At 66.3% G+C, this 23277-nt stretch carries 18 protein-coding genes; 7 read left to right on the forward strand and 11 right to left on the reverse strand.

Features of this window, described 5'->3' with window-relative positions; all coding sequences use genetic code 11:
* Nucleotides 1-68 precede the first annotated feature (68 nt).
* Nucleotides 69-968, reverse strand: coding sequence for a LysR family transcriptional regulator (locus tag AC1RQC_RS01870; protein ID WP_492371720.1), 900 nt, complete (start codon nt 966-968; stop codon nt 69-71).
* 220 nt (nt 969-1188) lie between these two features.
* Between AC1RQC_RS01870 and AC1RQC_RS01875 the strand changes: the two genes are divergently transcribed.
* Nucleotides 1189-2166 carry a D-2-hydroxyacid dehydrogenase gene (locus AC1RQC_RS01875; protein ID WP_492882340.1) on the forward strand — a complete coding sequence of 326 codons (978 nt, stop codon included), beginning with the start codon at nt 1189-1191 and terminating at the stop codon, nt 2164-2166.
* A 189-nt stretch (nt 2167-2355) separates the two neighbouring features.
* A complete protein-coding gene (locus AC1RQC_RS01880; protein WP_492882341.1) occupies nt 2356-3024 on the forward strand; it encodes a hypothetical protein in 669 nt (222 codons plus the stop codon).
* 41 nt (nt 3025-3065) lie between these two features.
* Here the strand turns inward: AC1RQC_RS01880 and AC1RQC_RS01885 are convergent, their stop codons facing one another.
* The 4 genes from AC1RQC_RS01885 to AC1RQC_RS01900 all read right to left on the reverse strand — a co-directional run bounded on the left by AC1RQC_RS01885 (nt 3066) and on the right by AC1RQC_RS01900 (nt 6850).
* Nucleotides 3066-3389: an FmdB family zinc ribbon protein gene (locus AC1RQC_RS01885; RefSeq protein WP_492813986.1), complete on the reverse strand. Its 324-nt coding sequence runs from the start codon at nt 3387-3389 to the stop codon at nt 3066-3068.
* Between the two features lie 118 nt (nt 3390-3507).
* On the reverse strand, nt 3508-4740 hold the full coding sequence (gene fmdA, locus AC1RQC_RS01890; RefSeq protein WP_492376187.1) for a formamidase: 1233 nt from the start codon (nt 4738-4740) through the stop codon (nt 3508-3510).
* A 151-nt stretch (nt 4741-4891) separates the two neighbouring features.
* On the reverse strand, nt 4892-5404 hold the full coding sequence (locus tag AC1RQC_RS01895) for an AmiS/UreI family transporter (protein ID WP_174427428.1): 513 nt from the start codon (nt 5402-5404) through the stop codon (nt 4892-4894).
* A gap of 231 nt (nt 5405-5635) precedes the next feature.
* Entirely contained in the window at nt 5636-6850 is a 1215-nt protein-coding gene (locus AC1RQC_RS01900; RefSeq protein ID WP_492882342.1) for a helix-turn-helix transcriptional regulator, read from the reverse strand.
* A 297-nt stretch (nt 6851-7147) separates the two neighbouring features.
* Here AC1RQC_RS01900 and AC1RQC_RS01905 point away from each other — a divergent pair, with 297 nt between their 5' ends.
* Together AC1RQC_RS01905 and AC1RQC_RS01910 are read left to right on the forward strand one after the other, a co-directional pair.
* The gene (locus tag AC1RQC_RS01905; protein WP_492882343.1) at nt 7148-9898 is read left to right on the forward strand and encodes an ATP-binding protein; all 2751 of its coding nucleotides are present in this window, start codon (nt 7148-7150) and stop codon (nt 9896-9898) included.
* Entirely contained in the window at nt 9895-11184 is a 1290-nt protein-coding gene (locus AC1RQC_RS01910) for an EAL domain-containing response regulator (RefSeq protein WP_492376184.1), read from the forward strand. The genes AC1RQC_RS01905 and AC1RQC_RS01910 overlap by 4 nt, the downstream gene beginning before the upstream one ends.
* On the opposite strand, the gene AC1RQC_RS01915 is transcribed toward AC1RQC_RS01910, so the two are convergent.
* From AC1RQC_RS01915 to AC1RQC_RS01930, 4 genes are all read right to left on the reverse strand, one after another.
* Nucleotides 11181-12437, reverse strand: a complete 1257-nt coding sequence (locus tag AC1RQC_RS01915) for a serine hydrolase domain-containing protein (RefSeq protein WP_492882344.1) — start codon at nt 12435-12437, stop codon at nt 11181-11183. The genes AC1RQC_RS01910 and AC1RQC_RS01915 overlap by 4 nt on opposite strands.
* A gap of 222 nt (nt 12438-12659) precedes the next feature.
* On the reverse strand, nt 12660-13649 hold the full coding sequence (locus AC1RQC_RS01920) for a Bug family tripartite tricarboxylate transporter substrate binding protein (protein ID WP_492376182.1): 990 nt from the start codon (nt 13647-13649) through the stop codon (nt 12660-12662).
* Between the two features lie 69 nt (nt 13650-13718).
* Complete coding sequence (locus tag AC1RQC_RS01925; protein WP_492813976.1) at nt 13719-14873, reverse strand: CaiB/BaiF CoA transferase family protein; 1155 nt, start codon at nt 14871-14873, stop codon at nt 13719-13721.
* Complete coding sequence (locus AC1RQC_RS01930; RefSeq protein ID WP_492882345.1) at nt 14863-15843, reverse strand: hydroxymethylglutaryl-CoA lyase; 981 nt, start codon at nt 15841-15843, stop codon at nt 14863-14865. The genes AC1RQC_RS01925 and AC1RQC_RS01930 overlap by 11 nt, the downstream gene beginning before the upstream one ends.
* A 285-nt stretch (nt 15844-16128) precedes the next feature.
* Here AC1RQC_RS01930 and AC1RQC_RS01935 point away from each other — a divergent pair, with 285 nt between their 5' ends.
* The 3 genes from AC1RQC_RS01935 to AC1RQC_RS01945 all read left to right on the forward strand — a co-directional run bounded on the left by AC1RQC_RS01935 (nt 16129) and on the right by AC1RQC_RS01945 (nt 21131).
* A complete protein-coding gene (locus tag AC1RQC_RS01935) occupies nt 16129-17031 on the forward strand; it encodes a LysR family transcriptional regulator (protein WP_492882346.1) in 903 nt (300 codons plus the stop codon).
* 381 nt (nt 17032-17412) lie between these two features.
* Nucleotides 17413-20142, forward strand: a complete 2730-nt coding sequence (locus AC1RQC_RS01940; protein ID WP_492376178.1) for a UPF0182 family membrane protein — start codon at nt 17413-17415, stop codon at nt 20140-20142.
* Nucleotides 20143-20267: 125 nt separating this feature from the next.
* Nucleotides 20268-21131: a cytochrome c gene (locus AC1RQC_RS01945; RefSeq protein ID WP_492376177.1), complete on the forward strand. Its 864-nt coding sequence runs from the start codon at nt 20268-20270 to the stop codon at nt 21129-21131.
* Between the two features lie 48 nt (nt 21132-21179).
* Here the strand turns inward: AC1RQC_RS01945 and AC1RQC_RS01950 are convergent, their stop codons facing one another.
* On the reverse strand, nt 21180-22304 hold the full coding sequence (locus AC1RQC_RS01950) for an AAA family ATPase (RefSeq protein WP_492376190.1): 1125 nt from the start codon (nt 22302-22304) through the stop codon (nt 21180-21182).
* A gap of 77 nt (nt 22305-22381) precedes the next feature.
* Complete coding sequence (locus AC1RQC_RS01955) at nt 22382-23092, reverse strand: RNA ligase family protein (RefSeq protein ID WP_492882347.1); 711 nt, start codon at nt 23090-23092, stop codon at nt 22382-22384.
* Nucleotides 23093-23277 lie beyond the last annotated feature (185 nt).

Genomic DNA, 23277 nt, shown 5'->3' on the forward strand with positions numbered 1-23277 from the left:
CGCGGGCACATGAACATGTCGGATTGCGCCAGCACCCTTTCCGAAAACGCAAGGCTGAAGCGGCCGCCTCAGTGCGGCGCCAGCAGGTGATCGAACAGCTTGCGCGCCTCGGGCTGCAGCGCCGCGACCGATTTCACGCCAAGCCACAGCGTGCGCGAGGCCCACGGATCAGCAAGGCGGATGGCGCGCAACCCGGCGCCAAGTATCTCGGCGCGCACGGCGCCCTCCGGCAAGACCCCGATGCCAAGGCCCGCCTCGATCATGCGGCAGATCGCATCGAAACTGCTGACCTGCACGCGCAGCTTGAGCACGCGCTCCAGCGCGGCCGAGGCGTCGGCCAGCCGCTGCAGCAGCGAGCTGCCCTGGTTGAGGCCAACGAAATCGAATTCGAGCGCATCGGCAAAGGCCACCTCGGCGCGCGCCGCCAGCGGATGATCTGGCGGCACCAGCACCACCAGGCGGTCGCGACGGTATTCGAACTTTTCCAGCGTGCCGGCCGCGACGTTGTCGGCAAACACGCCGATATCCGCCTGCCCGCCCGCCACCGCCGCGATCACCTCGCCGCTCATGCGCTCCTCCAGGCTGACGCGGATCAGCGGCTGTGCGTGCAGGAACACGCCCAGGTCCCGCGGCATGAACTGGATGATGGCCGAGGTGTTGGCCCACACGCGCACATGCCCCCGCACGCCGATGGCGAAATCGCTCATGTCGCCCGCCAGGCGATTCACGGTATCCAGCACCGCCCGCGCATGGCCGACCAGCCCAACGCCGGCCGGGGTGAGTTCAAGCCCGCGCGGCATCCGCACGAACAAGGCGCAATCGGTGGTCTTTTCCAAGTCGGCAACGCGGCGGCTGAGCGCCGACAGCGTCATGTGGGTGCGCTCGGCGGCCTTGGTGAAGCTGCCGCTCTGCGCCACCACCAGGAACAGGCGCAGGGACTGCAGGTCGAGATGGGCGGGATTGATCACGCGAAAGCGTCCGGTGGGCGGCGGCATCGATGGCGGCCGGATGGCCAGGGCCGTCAAGCCATGCCCGAGTTTGAGAATCGGGAAAGGCTAGTGGACGAGAACGGCATTGTCAATTTGGGCGCCCGGGGCCACCATGGCCGGTCCACGCGCGCCGGCCGATGGTCGGAGGCATGGCGTATTCACCACCCAGGCTTACCGACAGGCAAACACCACAAACATCATGAACCCCTCCCAGACCACGCCGGAAGTCGTTTTCCTGGACCGCGGCACGCTGGCCCCCGAGACCGTGCTGCGCGCGTTGCCGTTCGCGCACCAGCTGACGGTCTTTGACGCCACCGCGCCGCATGAAGTGGCCGCGCGCATCGCCAACGCGCAGATCGTGATCACCAACAAGGTCAAGCTGCCGGCCGAGGTGCTGCGCGAGGCCGCCAGCCTGCGCCTGGTGGCGATCGCGGCCACCGGCACCGACCACGTCGATCTGCGCGCCTGCGCCGCCCGGGGCATCTGCGTGTCGAACGTGCGCAATTATGCCGTGCATACGGTGCCCGAGCACACCTTCGCGCTGATCTTCGCGCTGCGCCGCAGCCTGCATGCCTATTGCGACGCGGTGCGCTCGGGCCGCTGGCAGGCCTCGGGGCAGTTCTGCTTTCACGACTATCCGATCCACGACCTGGCCGGCTCGACCATCGGCATCGTCGGCGGCGGCACCCTGGGCCGCGCGGTGGGCGAGATCGCCCGGCTGCTGGGACTCAAGGTGCTGTACGCCGCCCGCAAGGGCCAGCACAGCGCCGACACGCAACACACGCCCTTCGCGGACATGCTGCGCCTGAGCGACATCATCACGCTGCACTGCCCGCTGACCCCCGCCAACGCGGGGCTGATCGGCCGCGAGGAGTTCGCGCAGATGACGCGCCGCCCGCTGCTGATCAACACCGCGCGCGGCGGCCTGGTCGACGAGGCCGCACTGGTCGACGCGCTGCGGCAAGGACAGGTTTCCGGGGCTGGTTTCGACGTAGCCACCCAGGAGCCCCCCGGCCCCGGCCACCCGTTCCACGCGCTGCGCGACCACCCCGCCTTCCTGCTCACGCCGCACGTGGCCTGGGCGAGCCGGGAGGCCATCCAGGCGCTGGCGGACCAGTTGATCGACAATATCGCGGCGTTCGCGGCCGGCTCGCCGCGCAATGTGGTGGCGGGCTAAGCCCTCTCCTGCCCCGCCCCCCTGCCCCCCTGTCCCATGCGCATGGGACCCGCCAGCCGCAGCGGCCACTGGCGTGCACCCCGGCATCGGGCCGGACAACGACGATGGCGCTCGTGCGACGCCCGGATCCGTGCCGGATAGCCGCTTCGCGTCTATATTGTTCCTGTTCGGGATCACGACGGAGGGAGCATGCGTGCGCAATGCGGCAGGCTTGTGCTGGCGGCAGCGACTGCCTGCGCGCTGGGCCTGGCCCTGAATTCCGCGCCGTGTTTCGCCCAGGCCGGTGGGGGCGCGCCAGTGCCTTTCGTGCGGATCGTGCTTGCCAGGCAGGTTGCCGTTCAGGTTCCCAAGGACTGGACCATCCTGTCCGGGTCCCGGGGACGGACCCACGGCACCATCGCGGACGCGGCGGGGGGTGTCTCCATCGTCCCGGCGCCGGCGGGCCAGACGGTCAACCTCCTGCATGCCGTATCCAATGTGCAGAATCCGTACGCAGCCGTGATCGTCAACTCGATGGCGCAAGCGCCGGTCACGCCCGAGCAGGTCCGCCGGTTCGACAGGTCACTGCTTCTGGCATACGCGGCGAGCTTCGAGCGCAGGATGCGCGACTCCCTGAAGACATCGGGCAGGGAAATGCTCTCCATCGACGAGCCCCGCATCGAAAAAATCGGTGGCTGGCCGGCGATTGCAATCAACTACGTGCGCACCGGCGCGCAAGGCACGATCTACGTGCAGCATTTCGACATCTATACGCCGGACCAGGAACTGCTGCTCATCCTCTCGTGCCGCGACACGGCGCGCGGCGCATGGCTGCCGCTGCTGGACCAGGTGCGCGGCTCGATCGTCGTTGGCGAATAGCCTGGATGGCGATCGGCCTGGTTCCCATCGGGCTGGTTCCCCTAGTGGCTGATCATCCAGGGCCGCGTGCCGGGAAAGGACTTGGCCGCGCCCGGCTTGCCGGCCAGGCCGACGCTGCCGCCCGAACAGCCACAACCTGGCCCATGGCGGTGCCCCTGGGAACTCGATGGCGCGTGGGCGCTGCGCTCGTTGCCCGCATGCGCGACGCGGCGGGACGAGGGCATCAGGGCCAGCATGGTCGCGGTGACCTGGCGCCGGGCCGCGTGGCCGCAGCCGGGGCATGGCTGCGGCGCGTCGCGCTCGTCGATGCGGCGCACCGCGGTGAAGCTGCCGCACGCCTCGCAGGCGTATTCATACATGGGCATACAGGTCTCTCCGCTTGGTGGAAAGTGGCAAGCGCGGGCCCCCTTGGGTAAGGAGGAGGAAGGCGGGAGCCCGCGCTCGCCGGGACTTCACATCTCTGGCTGGCGCTCAGATCGGCATTCAGGCCGCATCCTGCGAAAGCAGGACGTCGGCACCGCCCTTGATATGCACAGTCGGTCCATTGGCCTGCGGCCGGATATCGAAGTCGAAGATCTGCGTCGGTATCCAGAGCGTGGCGCAGGAGTTGGGGATGTCCACCACGCCGCTGATATGCCCCTGCACCGGCGCCGTGCCCAGGATGGCGTAGGCCTGCGCGCGCGAGTAGCCAAACTTGGTCAGGTATTCGATCGCGTTCAGGCAGGCCTGACGGTAGGCGACGTTGACATCCAGGTAGTGCTGCTTGCCTTGTTCATCGACCGAGATGCCTTCGAAGATCAGGTAGTCGTTGTAGGTCGGCGTGATCGGGCTGGGCTTGAAGATGGGGTTCTTGATGCCGTACTTCGCCATGCCGTCCTTGATCACGTTCACCCGCATGTGCACCCACCCCGCCATCTCGATGGCGCCGCAGAAGGTAATCTCGCCGTCGCCCTGGCTGAAGTGCAGATCGCCGACCGACAGCCCTGCCCCATCCACATACACCGGGAAGTACACCTTCGAGCCACGTGACAGGTCCTTGATGTCGCAGTTGCCGCCATGCTCGCGCGGCGGCACGGTACGCGCGCCCTCGGCTGCCGCCCGCCTGCCGGCGTCGCCAACGAGCTTGCCCATATGGGCGGTCGCGGCAAACGGCGGGTTGGCCAGCGGCGGCACGCGATCGGGGTCGGTCTTGATCAGCCCTGTCTCGCGTTCGTTCCAGGTATGGAGCAGCTTGGGATCGGGCAAGCAGCCGATCAGCCCGGGATGGATCAGCCCGGCGAACTCCACGCCGGGCACATGGCGCGACGTGGTGTAGACACCGTGGAAGTCCCAGATGGATTTCTGCGCCAGCGGGAAATGGTCCGTCAGGAACCCGCCGCCGTTTTTCTTCGAGAAGAAGCCGTTGAAGCCCCACTGGCTTTCGGGCTTGGCGCCTACGTCCAGCAGGTCGACCACCAGCAGGTCGCCCGGCTTGACGCCGCGCACGCCCACCGGCCCTGAGAGAAAGTGGACGATGGACAGGTCGATGTCCCGCACGTCATCCGCCGACTCGTTGTTCTTGATGAAGCCGCCGGTCCAGTCATAGGTTTCCAGGATGAACTCGTCGCCGGGATTGACCCAGCAGGCCATGGGAATGTCCGGGTGCCAGCGGTTGTGGACCTGTTCATTCTCGTACGCCGATTGCGCGAGATCGACCTTGATCAGGGTATCTGCCATGTGCCTGTCTCCTTGGTGTGTGTCCGGTCAGTCGCCGGATTGCGGCCTTGAAACGATGCAGCCGCCTTGGCTGCATGCCTGGATCAGCGTTGGTCGCGTGCGGCTGCCCGCCGCCGCGCTGTGGTCGATCTTTGCGGTACGTCTTTGCGGTCTATCTGAATGATTCGCTCAGCAGCAGATAGCCTGGCAGCCAGCCGGTGGCGATACCTGCCAGGACAGTGGCAACGCCGGTGAACTTCAGGATCGGGCGCTGCATCGCCAGCAGCAGGAAGTACAGGAACCACAGCACCCCCCAGCCGACCCAGCACCAGGCGAACCAGGTATCCCAGACGGAGTTGGCATGGCGCAGCGCATCAATGGCGACGGGAATCACCGTGACCGACACGAACAGGCTGAACCAGCCCAGGCCACGTCCGTCCGCGCCGTTGAAGCGGTTGAGCGCAACCCACAGGTAGGTGAAGGTGAACAGCAGCGTCAGCGCGCCGGCCTTGATGGATGCGCTGTCCGCCTCGCCGCCGAAGATCAGCCGCAGCGACACCAGCATCGTCACCCCGCCGGCAAAGATATTGACGACCCAGATCTCACGGTCGCCAATCTTGCCCAGCAGCCACAAGCCGTTCAGGCACAGCACGGCACCTACGTAAAGCAACGTCAGGCCTAGCATGGCGTATCTCCTGCGTGACGGATTCTGGTTGTTCTTTTTCTGTTGGCGCCGGCTGCCTCGCGGCGGCCGCGTGGCGACGGGTCAACTATAAGCAGGCCCGAGAAGATGCGAATCCTTCACGACGAGGATTCCGCGCATCATGTGGCTGGGTGAGGTGGCCTCACCCAATTGAATGAGGCAATGGATAAGGCAGCGGACAAGGCAACGGCGCGATGGCCAGGTGAGGGACGTTCAGGCCGGCGGGCAATGCTGCGCGTGCAGGCGCACCAATTCCATCTGGCCATGGGTGTTGGTCTTCTGGAAGATCTGCTTGAGGTGGCTGCGCACCGTGTTCTCGGACACGTGCAGTACCTGCGCCAGGCTGGCGATGGAGTGGCCGGCGAAGACCAGCGCGTTGACCCGCGCCTGGGCCTCGCTCAGCTTGAACTGGCGCGCGAACAGGCAATCGTGGTGCGCATGCTCCGCACCCTGCCGGCGCGCGCTGACCACCACCAGCGCGCGCTCCTCGCCCAGCCCGTTGCGCATGGATGCACCGGCGGGCTGCAACGTGAGCGTCGTGGGCAAGGCAAAGCCGGGCGCGGAAACCGACAGCACCTGCGTGGGCACCAGCGTGGCGTGACCCGGGTGGGCGTCGCGCATGTCACCGGCCTTGGGGGGAAGTCCCTGGGAAGCCCCGGCTAGCGTGGCCAGCATCTCGTGCAAGGTGCGGTGATCGGTCGGCATCACCGCGGCAAGATACTCGCCATCCCGGTACAGGCCGCTGCCCTGCCCGCACAGCGCCTGCGCGCTGCGGTTGCAGTAGACGATGCGGCCATCCTGCTCCACCAGGAAGGTCGCGTTAGGATGACCGTCGATGACGCACATCAGCGCCTGGCTCAGGTCGGCGGCGCTGTGGCGGTGCCAGCGGTTTTCCAGCGACAGCGCCATATGCGCCAGCAGGCCGCGGAACTCCGCCTTCTCCTTGCTGGCAAAGCGCCGCTGGTCTTCGCGCCGGTACAACTCAAGGTAGTAGACGACATCCGCCTCGCGCGCCACCACCCCGCACAAGCGATGCAGATAGCGATGGGGCCGCAGCAACGCCTGGTAGTAGTCCGTGCGGACCAGGTCGCCGCTGCCCAGCATGTCGTCGCCGCTGATCACCTGCAGGGGCTGGTAGGCCGTGCTGGAGAGGAACCACGGGTTGCGCGCGGAGTACTGCGCAAAGGTGCGAAAAAACGCCGGGTCGTCCGGGGCGCCGTGCAGCACCGCGCCCTGGCCGCCGGCCAGGTGCCGCCGCGCCAGCACGGCCGTGCCCGCGGCGAACTGATCGCGCACCAGCGCAACCACGCCGCGCCAGCCATCATCATCGCGCGCGGCGTGGATACGGTAGATCAGCTCCCCGGCCTGGGGATCGGCGCTATCGGCGCTATCGGCCTTATAGGCGCTATCGGCATTCTGGGCGGGCAACCGCGCATTCTCCATGGCATCGGGCACAGCGGATTCGGGCAACGGCGAGCGCTATGCGGCGCTGCCCGCGGCCTCTTCGATATGAAGACTGCCGGCCAGTGTTTGCGCTGACACCCTAAATGTCAAGGCGCCGCGCCATGCTGCCGCGCAGCATCCGTACGGCATGCTGCAGCGCGTTCCGCACCCTTTGCCGCGCCGCGCGCATGTCATTGCGCGAGGGGCGGATTCAGACAATAATCGGAGCGCCCGCTGCCAGCCATCCGTCCCGACCCGGATCGCACCCGACGCCACCACGCCATGCGCATCAAACGAGAATATCAATCCTGGGTCGCGAATGAAACGCTGGAGGATTACGCGCTGCGCTATGCGGCACGCTCTTACCGGCGCTGGTCGCCGTTCACGCTGGCCAACACGGCCATCGGCGGCGTGTCCTTCCTGGCGCTGGAAGCCATCGGCGCCAGCGTCACGCTCAGCTTTGGCTTCCAGAACGCGTTCCCGGCCATCCTGCTGGTCTGCGCGCTGATCTTCCTGATCGGGCTGCCGGTGGCATACCACGCCAGCATGGCCAACGTGGACATCGACCTGCTCACGCGCGGCGCGGGCTTCGGCTATGCCGGGTCCACCATCACCTCGCTGATCTACGCGTCCTTTACCTTTATCTTCTTCGCGCTGGAGTCGGCCATCCTGGCCCAGGCGCTCGCCATTGCCACCGGCCTGAACCTGACAGTGGGCTACCTGGTCTGCTCGCTGGTGATCGTGCCGATGGTGTTCTTCGGCGTCACGCTGATCAACAAGCTGCAGATGTGGACACAGCCGCTGTGGGCGGTGCTGCTGGTGCTGCCCTTCGCCTACATCCTGCGCCACGATCCCGGCGTGCTGGCGCAATGGGCGGCATTCACCGGGCGCGATGCGGCCTCGCCGGCGTTCAATATGCTCGCGTTTGGCGCGGCCACCGGCGTGCTGTTCTCCCTGATGGGCCAGATTGGCGAGCAGGTGGACTACCTGCGCTTCCTGCCCGACCGCACGCCGCAGAACCGCTGGAGCTGGTGGAGCGCGCTGCTGCTGGCGGGCCCGGGCTGGATCGTGATCGGCGGCCTCAAGGTGCTGGCGGGTAGCCTGCTGGCGGTGCTCGCGCTGCGAGCCGGCGTAGCCGCCAATCACGCGATGGAGCCGATCCACATGTACGTGTGGGCATACGGGCAGGTATTCGATCGGCCCGAGGTGGTGCTCGCGGTGGCGATGCTGTTCGTGCTCGTGTCGCAGATCAAGATCAACGTGACCAATGCCTATGCGGGCTCACTGGCCTGGTCCAATGTGTTCGTGCGGCTGGCGCACTACCATCCGGGCCGCGTGGTCTGGCTGGTGTTCAACGTGCTGATCGCACTGTTGCTCACCCTGCTGGGCATCTTCAGCACGCTGGAGGCCGTGCTGAGCGTGTATTCCAACCTGGTGATCGCCTGGCTCGGCGCCCTGGTGGCCGACCTTGTCGTGCTCAAGCCGCTGGGCATCAGCCCGCGGCACATCGAGTTCCGCCGGGCCTACCTGTATGCGTTCAACCCGGTGGGCTGCGGCGCCATGCTGATTGCCTCGCTCGCCGGCATCGGCGCTTACTCCGGCTTGCTTGGCGCGCTGGCGCAAGCCTATTGCGCCTTTATCGCGCTGGGCGCTTCGTTCGCCAGCGCCATCCTGATCGCTTATGCGACCCGCGGCCGGTACTACATCGCGCGGGAAGACCCACACCCCCTCGACAAGCACACCGACGAGCCGATCCGCTGCTGCATCTGCGAGCGCGACTACGAAGCACCGGACATGGCGCACTGCCCCTTCTATGCGGGGCCGATCTGCTCGCTGTGCTGCGGCCTGGACAACCATTGCCACGATGCCTGCAAGGCGCCCGGCACCGCCGCGCAAATGCAGGCGGCGCCGTGGCAAGGCAGCTTCCTGCGGATACTGCCGCCGCATTTCCTGCGGCGGCTGGCGCGCTTCCTCGGCCTGTTCGTGATTGCCGCGGCGGCCATGGGCGCCGTGTTCCTGCTCGCCTACCGGCTGATCGGCGAAGGCCATGCCTCGCACGCCGACGGGATCGGCGGCCTGCTGCTGCGCGTGTACTCGGCCACCTTGCCGCTGCTGGCTTTCGGCGCATGGTGGATCGTACTCTCACACGAAAGCCGCGAACTGGCACAGGCGGAACTGATGGAGTCGCTGCGCCATCTCGAGTCCGCGCGCAAGAACCTGGTGGACGCGGGAAAGATGGCCTCTCTCGGCGGACTGGTCGCGGGCGTGGCGCATGAGATCAACACGCCGGTGGGCATCGCCGTCAGCGCCGCCTCCTACCTGCAGGACCGCACCAGCGCCACGCAGGCGCTGGTGGCGAGCAACGAGCTGGCACCCGAGGCGCTGCAGCGCTACCTGTCGGATGCCGCGCAATCCGCCCGTTTGCTGTTGTCCAACGCCAACCGCGCGGCCGAGCTGGTGCAGAGCTTCAAGCAGATGGCGGTCGACCAGACCAGCGAAAAACGGCGCAGCTTCGACCTGGGCGACTATATCCGCGAGACCGTGGTCAGCCTCGACCCGCGCCTGCGCGACACGCATGTGCAATTGCTGATCGACTGCCCGGCCGGCATCGCCATGAACGGCTACCCCGGCGCGATCGCGCAGATCCTCACCAACCTGGTCATGAACTCGCTGGTGCACGCATTCGGCAGCGGCGACACAGGCCCTGTGCGCGGCACCATCCGCATCGCCGCCCGGCTCGCCGCCGGTGACGAAGTCGTGATCCGCTACGCCGACGACGGCAGCGGCATTCCCGATGCCCTGCATGAGAAGATCTTCGAGCCCTTCTTTACCTCGCGCCGCGGCAAGGGTGGCAGCGGCCTGGGCCTGCACCTGGTCTACAACCTGGTGACGCAGCGCCTGGGCGGCACCATCGCCGTGGGCCATGCGGTGGGCACCGATGGCGGCGGTACCGTCTTCACCCTGCGCATGCCCCGCATCACACCCTCGGCAAAGGCCACCATCCCGATCGTATCCGCCAGGACTCTGCCATGAACTCCTCTTTGTCCATGCCCGCGTGGCAGGTCCTGCTGGTCGACGACGACCCCGACGTGCACGAGATCACGCGCCTGGTACTGATGGACCTGACCTTCTCCGGGCGCAAGATCCAGTTCCACAGCGTGTATTCCGGCGAAGCCTGCAGGGCCCACCTCGCCCGTCACCCCGATACCGCGCTCGTGCTGCTCGATGTCGTGATGGAAACCGACGATGCCGGCCTGGCCACGGTGCGCTACATCCGCGAGCAACTGCGCAACCCCGACCTCCAGATCGTGCTGCGCACCGGGCATCCCGGCATGGCGCCGGAGCGCGAGGTGGTGACCGGCTACGAGATCAATGGCTACTTCCTCAAGACGGAGATGACCGCGCAGAAGCTGACCTCCGTCGTCATCGGCGGCCTGCGCGCGTACCAGTACGTCAAGGCCTTGCAGCAAGCCCATGCCCTGCCCAAGCCAGTACCGCGGGCGCCCGAGCTACCCACCTCCGAGGCAGCTAGCGACGCGCAGGTCGAAGCTGCCATCGAGCAAGCGCTGCACAGCGGCCAATACCGGCTGCAAGCCGTCTCCCAGTTCGACCTGGGCTCCGCCGCCATTGCGGCCATCGCGCTGCTGCCGGCGTGGCCGGGCCCCACCGGCTGGATGCCGCATGCCGAGATCGCCAACTACGTGCGCAGCCCGGGCCTCATTGGCGCGATCAATGCCGTGCTGCTGCGCCGCGCCTGCGAACTCGCGCTAGCCTGGCACTCGGATCCGCAAGCCGCCCTATCCGGCCCGGCCCGCGTCAGCGTCCCCATCCTGCTGCCGCTCATGGCCGGCGCCGAGGAGTCCGAACTGCTGGCGTTGCCGGAGCTGCTCCGCCAATACCTGCGCGAGACCGCCCAGGCCGGCAGCGGGCTCGACCTGCAATTGCCGGGCATCCTGCTGGGCACCGCCACGGAAGCCGCCCGCCTTGCCTGCGCCCGCATCCAGGAGCAAGGCGCATCCGTCACGCTGGCCGACGTCGGCAACACGCCCATCTCGCTGGCCAACCTGCAGCGCTTGCTGCCCGACCGGCTGCAGATTCCCCAGGACTACGTGCGTAACGTGGCAACCGATGCCAAACGCGCCGCCATCGCGCGTGCCGTGATCGCGCTGGCGCACACGCTCGGCATGCAGGTACTGGCCAATGGCCTGGCCAGCTCGGAAGAACTGCAGTTCTTCAAATGGGAGGGTTGCGACATTGGGCAGGGGGACGTGCTGGGCAGCGTTTGGGAGACCACGGGTCGCGGCTCGCCAGGCGCTTAGCGTGCCGCGGCACCCGGCTCGGTGATGGCGCTGTAGACCAGCGTGCGCAGCTGGCGGCGCACCGGGTAGGCGGACGACGGCAAGAGCTGGGTCAGGAACAGTCCGATCAGGTCCTCCTGCGGATCGACCCAGAAGAAGGTGCTGGCCGCTCCGCCCCAGAAGAAGTCGCCGGCGCTGCCGGGAATCAACGTGGTCGCCGGCGTCACCGTGGTGGCGAAGCCGAGCCCGAAGCCGACGCCATCATAGGTGGCTTCGCTGAACATGGAGCGCGACATGCGCGGCAGGTCCACCCCGCCCGGCAAATGGTTGGCGGTCATCAGCGCCAGGGTCTTCGGCCCCAGCAGGCGCACCCCATCGAGCTCACCGCCTTGCAACAGCATGCGTGCGAAGCGCATGTAGTCAGCCGCGGTGGACCCCAGGCCGCCACCGCCGGAGATGAAGCTTGGCGGTTTCAGGTAGGGGCTGGTGCGGGGATCGTCCTGCAGGACCGGCGCGCGCGCGGATACTACCTTCGAACCGAGCGAGCCGACGGCGTAGCAGGCGCAAAGGCGCGAGGCCTTGTCTTGCGGCACGTGGAAGGCAGTGTCAACCATGCCCAGCGGATCGAATATGCGTTCCTTCAGGAAGGTCTCGAAAGGGATTCCGCTGATCTTGCCGACAAGATAGCCCAGCACGTCGGTGGCAACCGAGTAGTTCCAGGCCTCGCCCGGCGAGAACTCGAGCGGCAGCTTGCCCAGCTTCGCGATCATGTCGTCCAGCGTGCCGCCGGTGGCGAGTTCGCCCAGCATCTGCTTGCGGTAAGCGGCGTCGACGTTGGTGTTCTGCTGGAAACCATAGGTCAGGCCGGACGTATGGCGCAGCAGGTCGACCACCAGCATCGGGCGCGCAGCCGGGCGCGTCTGGAAGCTCTCCATGAAGCCCCCGGCATAGACGCCCAGGTTTTCCCATGCCGGGATGTACTTGCTGACCGGATCGTCCAGGGCGATCTTGCATTCCTCGACCAGCATCATGACCGCCACCGAGGTGACGGGCTTGCTCATCGAGTAGATGCGGAAGATCGAATCCTCGGCCAGCGGAACCTGCCGCTCGCGGTCAGCCAGGCCCAACACCGAGTTCAGCGCCAACTCGCCGCGCCGCCACACCTGGATGAGCGTGCCGGGCAACTTGCCGGTCGCGATATAGGCGTCGTCGATGAAACGTTCGACCCGCCCAAGCCGCTCGCGGGACATCCCCTGCGTTTGCCTGCCTTGCATATCCGTGTCTCCTCATTGATACCGTAGGTGAAATGCCGGCTCGCTGGCTGGAAATGCCGCTCGCTCGCACCTCGCCATCATGACATCGGCGCCTCCCCACGCCAAGCGGGCTGCGCGGGCAGCGGCAACATTCAATGAAACCGGAGAAGCGGTGGGCCGGCGCCTGCCGCACGGATCGCATCGACTCACCGAAGGATGCGATGAGGTATGCGGCCCCTGCCCTTACTCCAGGGTCACATTGGCCTTCTTGACCAGGGCAGCATAGCGCGCCGCTTCGCTCTGGAAGAATCTGGCGGCTGCCTCCGGCGTGCTGGGACTGATCGTATTGCCCTGCTTCTTCATCACTTCCAGCACGTCCGGACTGGTGAAAGCCTTGGCGAACAACGTGTTGAGGCGCTTGACCTCGGCCGGCGGCAGCCCTGCGGGGCCTACCACGGCAAACCAGCCCTCGACCGCGTAGTTGGGCAAGCCTTGTTCTGCGATGGTCGGAATATCCGGTGCGGCCGGCGAGCGCGTCGCGCCGCACAGGCCGATCGCGCGCAGGGTGCCGCTCTTCAGGTGGGGCGCCACGGCGTTCAAGGCCACGACCCCCATCTCCACCTGGCCCGCAATCAGGTCGGTCATCATCGGTCCGGTGCCTTTGTAGGGCACATGGCGAGCCTTGACATGCGCCTCATCGAGGAACATTTCCGCGGCGAGCTGGATGATGGTGCCGTTGCCCGACGACGCATAGTTGAGCGAATCGGGCTTGGCCTTGAGCAAGGCAATGAGTTCCTGCACGTTCCTGGCGGGAACCTTGGGGTTGACCACCAGGACCAGCGGCGTGGAGCCGATCACGCTGATGGGCGTGAAGTCCTTGATCGCGTCGAACGGCATCTTCTTGTACACGCTCGGGTTGATCACGTGGTTGTTGGAGAACAGGCCCAGCGTGGTGCCATCGGGTGGCGCCTTGGCCACCGCCGCCGCGCCGGTCATGCCGCCGGCGCCGGGAAGATTCTCGATCACCACTGGCTGGCCCAGGCTCTTGCCCAGCGCAGGCCCGGCAGCGCGTGCGATCGCGTCCACGCCCGAGCCAGCGCTGATCGGCAGGATCAGGCGCACCGGCCGGCCCGAGCCTTGGGCCAGCACGGTGCCGGCCGGCAAGGCAAGCATAAGTGCGATCGCCGAAACGGCCATGCCGAGTGCTGCCCGGCGCGAAAGGGGGAATGCCATGTCTGTCTCCGTATGTTTATCGTTCTGGTCCGCGTGGCCGTCCGAAGCCACGTGGCAATGCGGGAGGATTCAGTCCGGGGCACGCGCGCCCAGGCCGGACAGGATTTCGTCGTTGTGCTCGCCAATGCCCGGCAGCGGCATGCGCACGCCGGGCCTGCGTCCGCCCATCAACAGCGGCAGCAGCACAACGTCGGTGGTGCCGCCGTCCTCGGTCTGCATCGGCACCAGGCCACCGCTTGCTCTCAGGTGCGGGTCATCGAGCAGTTGCTCCGGACGCATGATGGGCGCGTAGGGAATGCCCGCGGCTTCGAGCTTCGGCGAAAGCGCTTCCACGCGATGGTCCTTGAGAATCTCGCCAAGCCGCTCCAGCAATGCCGGGCGTACCGCCACCCGCATCGCGTTGGTGGCAAGCGCCGGATCAGCGGCCAGGTCGGGACGTTGCAGCACGTCGCACAAGGTGTTGAACTGCTTGTCGCTGACGGCCCCGATGAAGAGCTGCTCGCCTTCAGCCAGCGTGAACACGTCATAGACGCTCCAGGCGGACACGCGCGACGGCATCGGCGGCGGCGGCTCGCGGGTCATCGAGAACTGCTGCATATGCTGGGACGACAGGAACACGCAATTCTCGAACAGCGCGCTCTGCACTTCCTGCCCCTTGCCGGTACGGTCGCGCTCCCGCAGGGCAGCCATCACGCCGATGGCGCCGAACATGCCGCCCATGATGTCGTTGACCGAGGTGCCGGCGCGCAGCGGGCGGCCCTTGGGCCCGGTCATGTAGGACAGGCCGCCCATCATCTGCACGACTTCGTCGAGCGCCAGGCGGTGTTCATAGGGACCGGGCAGGAAGCCCTTGTGCGAGACGTAGATCAGTCCGGGAAACCTGGCGGACAGCGTCGCGTAATCCAGCCCGCATTTCGCCATCAGTCCCGGGCGGAAGTTCTCCAGCAACACATCGCACTGGCCAACCAGCTCCGCTGCCGTGGCCTGCCCTTGCGGGGTGGTGATATCGATGACGACGCTCTTCTTGTTGCGGTTGAACGAGCGGAAGAAGCCAATGCCAAGGCCGGGCAGGTTGCGGGTCTTGTCGCCACCGGGCGGCTCGACCTTGATGACTTCGGCGCCCAGGTCCGCGAGGATCATGCCGCAGGTCGGGCCCATCACCATATGGGTGAACTCAACCACGCGGACGCCGGCGAGCGGCAAGGAGGCATGTTCAGCGTGCATGGTTCTCTCTCAGGCGGACAGCCGCATCGGCAACCGATACGGGAAATGTCTTGGGCAGGCCGGCGCGCCACAACGTGCCGTGCAGGGTTTCATGGGGCAGCCAGCCGGCCACGCGCTCGCGCAGCGCCAGCAGACGGCTGATATCGATGCCGGTATCGAAGCCCATGCTGCCCAGCAGGTAGGCCAGGTCTTCGGTAGCGACATTGCCGCTGGCGCCGGGCGCGTGCGGGCAGCCGCCGATGCCGGCGAGGCAGGCATCGAAGCGGGTCACCCCGACCTCCAGGGCGGCATGGACGTTGGCCAGGCCAAGCCCGCGCGTGTCGTGGAAGTGGCCGCACCAGAAGCGGTCGCCGGCCATTGCCGTGGCGCGTTCGAACAGGCGGCGGACCATGCCGGGATCGGCGTAGCCCACCGTGTCGGCCAGGCTCACGCGATCGGCGCCCGCGTCCAGCAGGGCCTGCATCAGCCGCAGCACCTCGTCCGGATCCACATGACCCTGGATCGTGCAGCCAAAGGCCGTGCCCACGCCGCCTTCAATCAGCGTGCGGGAGCCGGCCGCGTCGCGCTCGGCGCGGATCCTGGCGACTTCGGCTACGACTTCGCCGGGGGTCTTGCGCAGGTTGGCCAGGCTATGCGCATGGCTGGCGGAAAGCGGTACCAGCATCAGGTCCGCGCCGCTGGCGATGGCGTTCTCCGCGCCCCGCAGGTTCGGCACCAGGACCGAGACGAACAGCCCCGGCAGCGACCTGGCAAAGTCCACGAGTTCCGCGGTATCGGCAAGTTGCGGCAGCAGCTTCGCCGGGACGAACGAGCCGACTTCGATCTCCCGCTGGCCCGCCGCATAGGCCGCCTGGATCCACTCGCGCTTGGCGCAAGTCGGCAGGATGGTGGCGATGCTTTGCAGCCCGTCACGCAGCCCGACCTCGCGGATCACGGCTTGGCGCGGTGCCGATGGAATGTGCGTTGTCATTGGATCTGTGTCCCCTCGGAGATTAGTGCTTCAGTCTGGCCTATGCACTCTATGTTGTTCCAGCCTAGGCCAGAAGCGGTAATCAAGAAGCACCAGCATTCCGGATTGGAACATCTAAGCGAATCACTCCGAAGCGTGCTCAAGCCAGCGGCCCGCCGACTGCCGCACACGAGGCGCCAAGTGCCACCGCTCGTGTCCAGCCCGAGGAATTTCCGGTGATGACAAGAAACGTTAAGATGGCCGCACTTAATTTCCAGACTGGAAATCCACCGTTGAAGGCTTTCGATGCGTGATCTAGACCTCACCTCCCTGCGCCTGTTTGTTGCGGTTTGCGAGACCCGCAACATGGCGCGCGCCGGCGAACAGCAGCACATCGTGGCTTCGGCCATCAGCAAGCGGCTGGCGCAGCTGGAAGACACGGTGGGCGTCACGCTGTTCGAGCGGCGCCGGCGCGGCGTGATCCCGACCGCGGCGGGTGAGATCCTGCTTGAGCACGCTCGCGCCATGCTGGCCGCGGCTGATCGCGTGGAGCGCGACATGGCCGACTACGGGACCGGCATCAAGGGGCAAGTCCGCTTGCTGGCCACCGTATCGTGCATGGCCGAGTCGCTGCCCGACGATATCGCGAGCTTCCTGCAGGTGCCCGAGCATCGGGACATCCGCGTCACCGTCGAGGAAAGCCTCAGCCGCGACCTCGTCCGCGCATTGCGTGAGGGATCCGCACCGTTGGGTATCTGCTGGGATGCCGCGGATCTGGAAGGATTCCGGACCCGCCCCTATCGCAGCGATGCCCTGGCGGCCATCGTGCATCCCGAGCATCCGCTCGCTAGCCAGGCGGATTGCACGTTTGAGCAAACACTGGAGTTCGACCACATCGGGCTGCCCGGGCAGACGGCTGTGCACACCATGCTCGCGCGCGCCGCGGCCATCATCGGCAAGCCGATGGCGTACCGCGTGGTGGTTTCCTCGTTCGATGCGTCCCTGCGCTGCGTGCGCGCGAATCTGGGTCTTGCCATCATGCCCCGCGAGGTGGTCGAGCCCACTTACGTCGGCTTTGGCGTACGGGTGGTCCCGCTCACCGATACCTGGGCGCAGCGCCGCTTCGCGATCTGCATGCGCGACGAGGCAAGCCTTTCGCCAGCGGCAAGGCTGCTGGTGGACTACCTGGAACAAAAGGCGGCAGGCTGACGGCACGCCTGCGCGCATCGCCTTGCGCAGTCGGCGCAGACTGGTATCACGATGACAAGGCGTACAACAAACCGAGGGCTAGCAGGCATCCGGTCAGTTTCAGGTAATACCCGCCACCGTGATGAGGTTGGCCTGTGCGTAGTGCATTGCGGCTGTGCGGCATCATGTTGCTCACCGGTTTGGACAGTCCACAGATTAAGAACTCGTCCATGCAAATGGCGTAGAAAGCTATCGGCCAGGCATAAACAGCCCGTAAATGTCCATCTGCTGCCGGATGATTCCCCACCTACAATGAATTGTCGGGCCGGGCCAGCTTGGACCTTTGCCTTGTTGCGGGCAGCCGCAGGCTACGGATGACGGTCCGGCAAAGGAGCATGATCGATGCGCTCGCCAGGGATATCCGGCCTGCGCCTGAGGCGCATTACCGCCAGGGTTGCGGTTGGCATCATCGGCCTGATCGTCATCGGCCGCCTCACCGGCATGCTGGTTGACTGGCTGTGGTTTTCCTCCATCGGCTATGTCAACGTCTTCTGGACGGTCCTTGTCACCAAGGTGCTTCTGTTCGCCGCTGTCTTCGCTGCGTCGGCTGGCGCGATCTGGGTGTCGGGATCGCTGGCGCACCGCTATGCGAGCCCGCCCGGCTCCTGGAAGGCAGAGGTCTTGAGCGAGCTGGTGGGCGAAGTCGCGCCGCACCTGCCCTGGCACGCCGCCATCGCCGGTGCCGCCGTCCTCCTGGGCCTGCTCCTCGCCACCAGCGAAATCCCGGACTGGGACCTCGTGCTTCGCTACCTCAACCAGGTGCCCTTTGGCAAGGCCGATCCGATCTTTGGCAAGGACATCGGCTTCTATCTCTTCTCGCTGCCCGCCTATCTTGCGCTGAGGAACTGGCTGCTACTGCTGCTGTGCTGCAGCGCTGCGGCGGCGGCCACGGTGTACGGAATGCGCGGCGACATCGCCTGCATGCGCTCGCCGCGCGGGCTTTCACCCGCGGCCGCGGCCCACGGCTCGGCCCTGCTGGGCCTGTTCTTCCTGCTGCAGGCCTGGTCCTACTGGCTCGACCGCTTTCTGCTGCTCTACGGGGACAACGGCGTGGTGGTAGGCGCCAGCTATACCGATATCCATGTGGGGCTGCCAGTCCTGTGGCCGCTGATCGGCCTGGCCACCGCGGCCGCAGCCGCCTCGTGGGCCAATATGCGCTGGCGGGGCTATCGCATTCCTGCCGCCTCGGCGCTATCCGTGTTCGGCAGTGCATTGGTACTGGTGCTGATCTACCCGGCGCTGTTCCAGCGTTTCTATGTCAAGCCGAACGAACTGCAGCTGGAGACGCCCTATATCGCCCACAACATTGCGCTGACGCGCGACGCCTATGGCCTGGCGCAAATCTCGGTAAAGCCGTTTCCCGCCGAGCAGAACCTCGATCTCGCCGCGCTGCAGGCCAATCGCCCGACCATCGACAACATCCGCCTGTGGGATCTGCAACCGTTGCGCGATACCTACGCGCAGTTGCAGGAGATCAGGACCTATTACAAATTCCTGGCGACGGACATCGACCGCTACCGGTTCGACGCCCGTTACCAGCAGGTGATGCTCTCGGCGCGGGAGCTGGAGCCGTCGCTGCTTCCTGCCAATGCCCAGACCTGGGTCAACCTGCATCTCCTGTTCACCCACGGCAATGGCGTCGTGATGTCGCCGGTCACGGAGAAATCCGCGGAAGGCCTGCCTACGCTTTACCTGAAGGATATTCCGCCTGTCTCCAACGGCGGCCCGCCCATGGTCGAGCCGCGCCTGTACTTTGGTGAAGGCGGCAAGGGCTATGTGATCGTCAACGGCAACGCGCCCGAATTTGATTACCCCAAAGGCGATGAGAACGTTTATACGACCTACCACGGGCGCGACGGCGTCGCGATCGGCAGCATGGCGCTGCAGGCCCTCTTCGCCTGGCAATTCGACGATCCCAACATCCTGGTGACCAGCTACATCACGCCCGCGAGCCGGATCCTGCTCCATCGCAATATCCAGGACCGGGTGCGCACGATCGCCCCGTTCCTCAGCCTCGACCATGACCCCTACATCGTCGTCGGCGGCGGGCGGCTTTTCTGGATCCAGGATGCCTATACCACCAGCCGCTGGTTCCCATACTCCCAGCCGGGCACCGGTGACGGCGACAATTACATCCGCAACGCGGTCAAGGTGGTGATCGATGCGTACAACGGGACAGCCGATTTCTACATCAGCGACGCCGCCGATCCCGTCGTACGAACGTACCAGCGCATTTTCCCGGGCCTGTTCAAGCCGCTGGGCGCGATGCCGCAAGACCTGCAGCAGCATATCCGCTACCCCGAAGACCTGTTCCTGATCCAGGCGCAGGTCTACCGCGCCTATCACATGGAAACGCCGGAAGTCTTCTACAACCGCGAGGACCTCTGGCAGTTCCCGCGCAAGCAGGCCGACATCGATGCGGGCACCGGCCCCGGCATGCCCATGACGCCCTACTACATGATCGTGCGGCTGCCCGCGCAGCCGCGCGCCGAATTCGTGCTGATGCTGCCGATGGTGCCCAGCCAGCGCGAGAACATGATTGCGTGGCTGGCGGCGCGTTGCGATCCGCCTGACTACGGCAAGCTCGTCGTCTATGCCTTTCCCAAGGACAAGCTGGTCTATGGGCCATTCCAGATCGAGGCGCGCATCCAGCAAAACACCGAGATTTCGCAGCAGATTTCGCTGTGGAACCAGATGGGGTCGCGCGTCATCCGCGGCCACCTCCAGGTCGTGCCCATCGACAACTCGATTCTCTACGTCTCGCCGCTCTACTTGCGCGCGGAGTCCGGTCAGTTGCCCGAACTGAAACGGGTGATCGCCGCCTATGGCGACCATGTGGTGATGGAGGAAACCTTGGGCGCGGCCCTGGCGGCGCTCTTCAAGGAGGCGGCCCCGGTGGCGGCCGCGCCCGGTGGCGCACCAGACGGCCGCGCCCGCGAGGCACTCGCCCACTATGACCGCGCCATGGAGCGATTGAAGGCAGGCGACTGGGGCGGCTTTGGCGCGGAACTCGATGCGCTGAAGCCACTGCTCGAAGCGCTCGGCGCCGGGCGCGCCGATACGCAGAAATGACGAACGATCATGCAAACGACCGCGCCCGCCGCCGAGCCGGCGAAAAAGGCCGACGCTCGCTTGCAACGGCTAGAATGATCGCCAACGACCGCCGCACATTGTTCGCTCGCCCTGGAGGAAGACCCATGAAAGTCTGGATCGCAATGGCCGTTGGTGCGCTTGGATGCGCCATGGCGTTCCTGGCGGGTCCGGCTTGCGCCGCGGACACGGCGACGCTGACCATTGCCGCCGGTGCGCAACAGCGCAACTGGACGCGGGATGCGCTGCTGAAAGACCGCCGCCTGACCGACGTGACGGTGGACGACGACAACCTGAAACGCCGCCTGACGTTCAAGGCGATTCCCTTGGCCGCCCTGCTGCGCGGCATGCCGGTGACGGCCGACGCGAGTGCGACGACCGCAGCCAGCGATGGCTATGTCTCTCACCTGCCGACGCGCCTGTTGCTGGCCGATAGCGCCGACGAGCCGCGCGCCTGGCTCGCGGTGGAAAATCCTGCCGCGCCGTGGCCGACGCTCAAGGGCCAGGACATCGGGCCGTTCCGCCTGATCTGGACAGTGCCGGCGGGCCGCGCCGCTTCCCTTGTCAACGAGAGCCTCTGGACGTACAGCATCGTGCGCATCGACATCACCGCGCCGCCGGCGGAGCGCTTTGCGGCCATCCGGCCCGCCCCCGGCCTGCCGGCGGACGGCGCGGTCATGCGCGGCTTCGCGACGTTCCAGCGCGTTTGCTTCTCGTGCCACTCCCTCAACCGGGTCGGCGACGCGCACCTTGGCCCCGATCTGAATGTGCCGCACAGCGCCGTCGATTATCTGGGCGACGACAAGCTGGCCACGCTGATCCGCGACCCGCAGTCGCTGCGCTGGTGGCCCAACGCGCGCATGTCGGCGATCGACGAAAAAACGCTGTCCGACGCGGATCTGAAGGACTTGCTGGCGTATCTGCATCACATGGCTGGGCGCAAGGTGGCTGCGCCTCCCGCAGGTTCCTGAGTCCTGATGCGCCCGTGCCGCATGGCATGGCACGGGCCAGCATCCGGTTCAATTGGCGATGTGATAGGTGACCGAATGCGCCTCAACCGGCGACACCACCTCCCACCTGTGGAGCATTCTCTCGATGGCGGCGTTGGTCAGCGTGGTGTCGCGCTTGCGGTTGCGCGACAGGATGGTCTGCTCCGCGGCCTCCAGATAGACGACATTGACTTCCGCGCCGTACGCGAACAGCAAGTCGAGGGTTTTCGCGCGCATCTGCCGGCTCAGGTGCGTCGCGTTCCAGATGAACGGCCTGCCCTCGCGCAGCAGCGCTTTTGCCTGGTCGACGGCAAAGTGCATCGCCGCGCCCTCGTTCTTCCCGTATTTCAGCCCGAGGGCCTCGCGTGCGTCGTCAAACCCCACAACCGGCAGACCGACGCAGCATGTCTTGATCCAGGTGCTCTTGCCTGTGGCCGGCAGGCCGCTCAGGACCGTCACGGTGGAGCCCGCCTCGCGGTGGTAAGCATAGTCCGGATGGACGTCTTCGCCCCGGAGGTAGCGCATCCGAGTCCAGCGGTCCGCGAAGGCGCGCGGCTGGCCGTAGCATCCCTCCTCGCGCGCCAGCTCGCGAAACAGCGCGATGTCGACCAGCACGTCTTCGCTGTCTGCGCATACCCGCCCACGCATGTCGGCCTCGGCCAGCGCCGCCAGCTCGCGTATATCGAGTTCCAGCGACAGGCGCCGCACCACCATCTCGGCGGACTCGCCGGACCGGCTTCCCCGGATGGCATAGAACGGCAGCTGATGCACGTGGATCAGCCGGCAAACCGCTTCGCGCAAGGCAAAGGGCACACCGCTGCGCCACAACAGCACGCGCGCATCGACCGCGCCGCGCGCCGAGTGGCCCGGCTGGCCGATCGCCCCGGTTTGCGGGTCTACCCGCGTGGTGGCTGGCTTGGCGATGTCGTGCAGCAGCGCCGCATGGAACAGGACAAAGCGGCGCTCGGGAGTGGCCATCGCATAGTCATCCAGCCCCACCAGGGACTGGACCACCAGCTTGGTATGGGTCCAGACGTCGCCCTCCGCGTGATAACGCGGATCCTGCGGCGTGCGGCGCAACGGCTCCAGGCATGGGAATGCCGCCATCAAGGCCTGCCAGTCCGGGTCGACACCCGGGGCAGGCACGAGTGCCATCAGGCTCGTGTAGGCAGGCGCCCGCAGCACAGGTGCCGTGCGCAGCGATTGCTGGTTCGCTGCGGTCAACAGGTCGGTCATTTCCATTGCGGCTCTCCTGCGCGCTCACGCATGTGGTTCTGCTCGAACGCGTGGTTGTGCATCCAGTGCGCGTCCGTCTGCACATGCCCGCTGCGCACGAACTTCGCCACGCAGCGCCTGAAACCGGCATAGGGGAACGCGCCCGCGATCCGGACCACATAGCCCTCCATCCGCTCGCGCTCACGTTCGCCCCAGAGGGCATGGATCGCCGCGGCGTCGAACACGCCGTCGTAAAGCACCGGCACCGGCTCGATACCGAGCAAGGCAAACCACTCCAGCGTTTCATCCCAACCGAGGCATACGTTACGCGCGTTCCAGATCGAGAACCCAAGGAAGAACGAAGCCAGGTCGCGGTAACGGATCGAATGCATGGCGAACAGGTTCTCGCCGCAGACGCGCCAACCCTGCGGAATATCCATGCGCATCGCGCCCCAGAATCCCTTGAGCCAGTCACGGCTTGGATGATGGCGGCTGTCCAGGCTCCTGGCGTGCATGCCCGTGCGGTAGAGCGAGGTGTTTTCTCCGTCCATCTTGGACGTGACAATCACGCGGCAGCCCTGGAAGGCATTCAGGGACTCGATCCTCCGGTCATCGTCGCTAAGTCCTGGCGACCACGGCAAATGCAGCGTGCGCGGATACTTCACGCGATCGGCAATCGGGTCGGCAGGGTTGGTTTCCCGAAGCGCTTCGGGTTCTTGCATCGTCATTTCGAACTCCAGAAAAGATTGGAGCCGACGATGGGATGGCGCGTGGTGGCATTGGCGGTGCCCCGGCAGGCAACTCAGGCCTGGGACAGCGTAAGCGCTTGAGGCAAGCACAGCAGGCGAAGAGCGCGGGCGCGCCATCGGCACTCTGCGTGTGCAGGTGTCGTCGGCATCAGAGGGTAATGGCG

The sequence above is a fragment of the Cupriavidus sp. GW822-FHT03E04 genome, from assembly GCF_058801495.1.

Coding starts and splice junctions, on each gene's coding strand:
- AC1RQC_RS01925 (WP_492813976.1), bottom strand. CDS start 14,873: ATGCACGCTGAACATGCCTCCTTGCCGCTCGCCGGCGTCCGCGTGGTT.
- AC1RQC_RS01950 (WP_492376190.1), bottom strand. CDS start 22,304: ATGGCACTCGTGCCTGCCCCGGGTGTCGACCCGGACTGGCAGGCCTTG.
- AC1RQC_RS01915 (WP_492882344.1), bottom strand. CDS start 12,437: ATGCAAGGCAGGCAAACGCAGGGGATGTCCCGCGAGCGGCTTGGGCGG.
- AC1RQC_RS01930 (WP_492882345.1), bottom strand. CDS start 15,843: ATGACAACGCACATTCCATCGGCACCGCGCCAAGCCGTGATCCGCGAG.
- AC1RQC_RS01905 (WP_492882343.1), top strand. CDS start 7,148: ATGCGCATCAAACGAGAATATCAATCCTGGGTCGCGAATGAAACGCTG.
- AC1RQC_RS01885 (WP_492813986.1), bottom strand. CDS start 3,389: ATGCCCATGTATGAATACGCCTGCGAGGCGTGCGGCAGCTTCACCGCG.
- AC1RQC_RS01935 (WP_492882346.1), top strand. CDS start 16,129: ATGCGTGATCTAGACCTCACCTCCCTGCGCCTGTTTGTTGCGGTTTGC.
- AC1RQC_RS01920 (WP_492376182.1), bottom strand. CDS start 13,649: ATGGCATTCCCCCTTTCGCGCCGGGCAGCACTCGGCATGGCCGTTTCG.
- AC1RQC_RS01940 (WP_492376178.1), top strand. CDS start 17,413: ATGCGCTCGCCAGGGATATCCGGCCTGCGCCTGAGGCGCATTACCGCC.
- AC1RQC_RS01945 (WP_492376177.1), top strand. CDS start 20,268: ATGAAAGTCTGGATCGCAATGGCCGTTGGTGCGCTTGGATGCGCCATG.
- AC1RQC_RS01875 (WP_492882340.1), top strand. CDS start 1,189: ATGAACCCCTCCCAGACCACGCCGGAAGTCGTTTTCCTGGACCGCGGC.
- AC1RQC_RS01895 (WP_174427428.1), bottom strand. CDS start 5,404: ATGCTAGGCCTGACGTTGCTTTACGTAGGTGCCGTGCTGTGCCTGAAC.
- fmdA (WP_492376187.1), bottom strand. CDS start 4,740: ATGGCAGATACCCTGATCAAGGTCGATCTCGCGCAATCGGCGTACGAG.
- AC1RQC_RS01880 (WP_492882341.1), top strand. CDS start 2,356: ATGCGTGCGCAATGCGGCAGGCTTGTGCTGGCGGCAGCGACTGCCTGC.
- AC1RQC_RS01910 (WP_492376184.1), top strand. CDS start 9,895: ATGAACTCCTCTTTGTCCATGCCCGCGTGGCAGGTCCTGCTGGTCGAC.
- AC1RQC_RS01955 (WP_492882347.1), bottom strand. CDS start 23,092: ATGACGATGCAAGAACCCGAAGCGCTTCGGGAAACCAACCCTGCCGAC.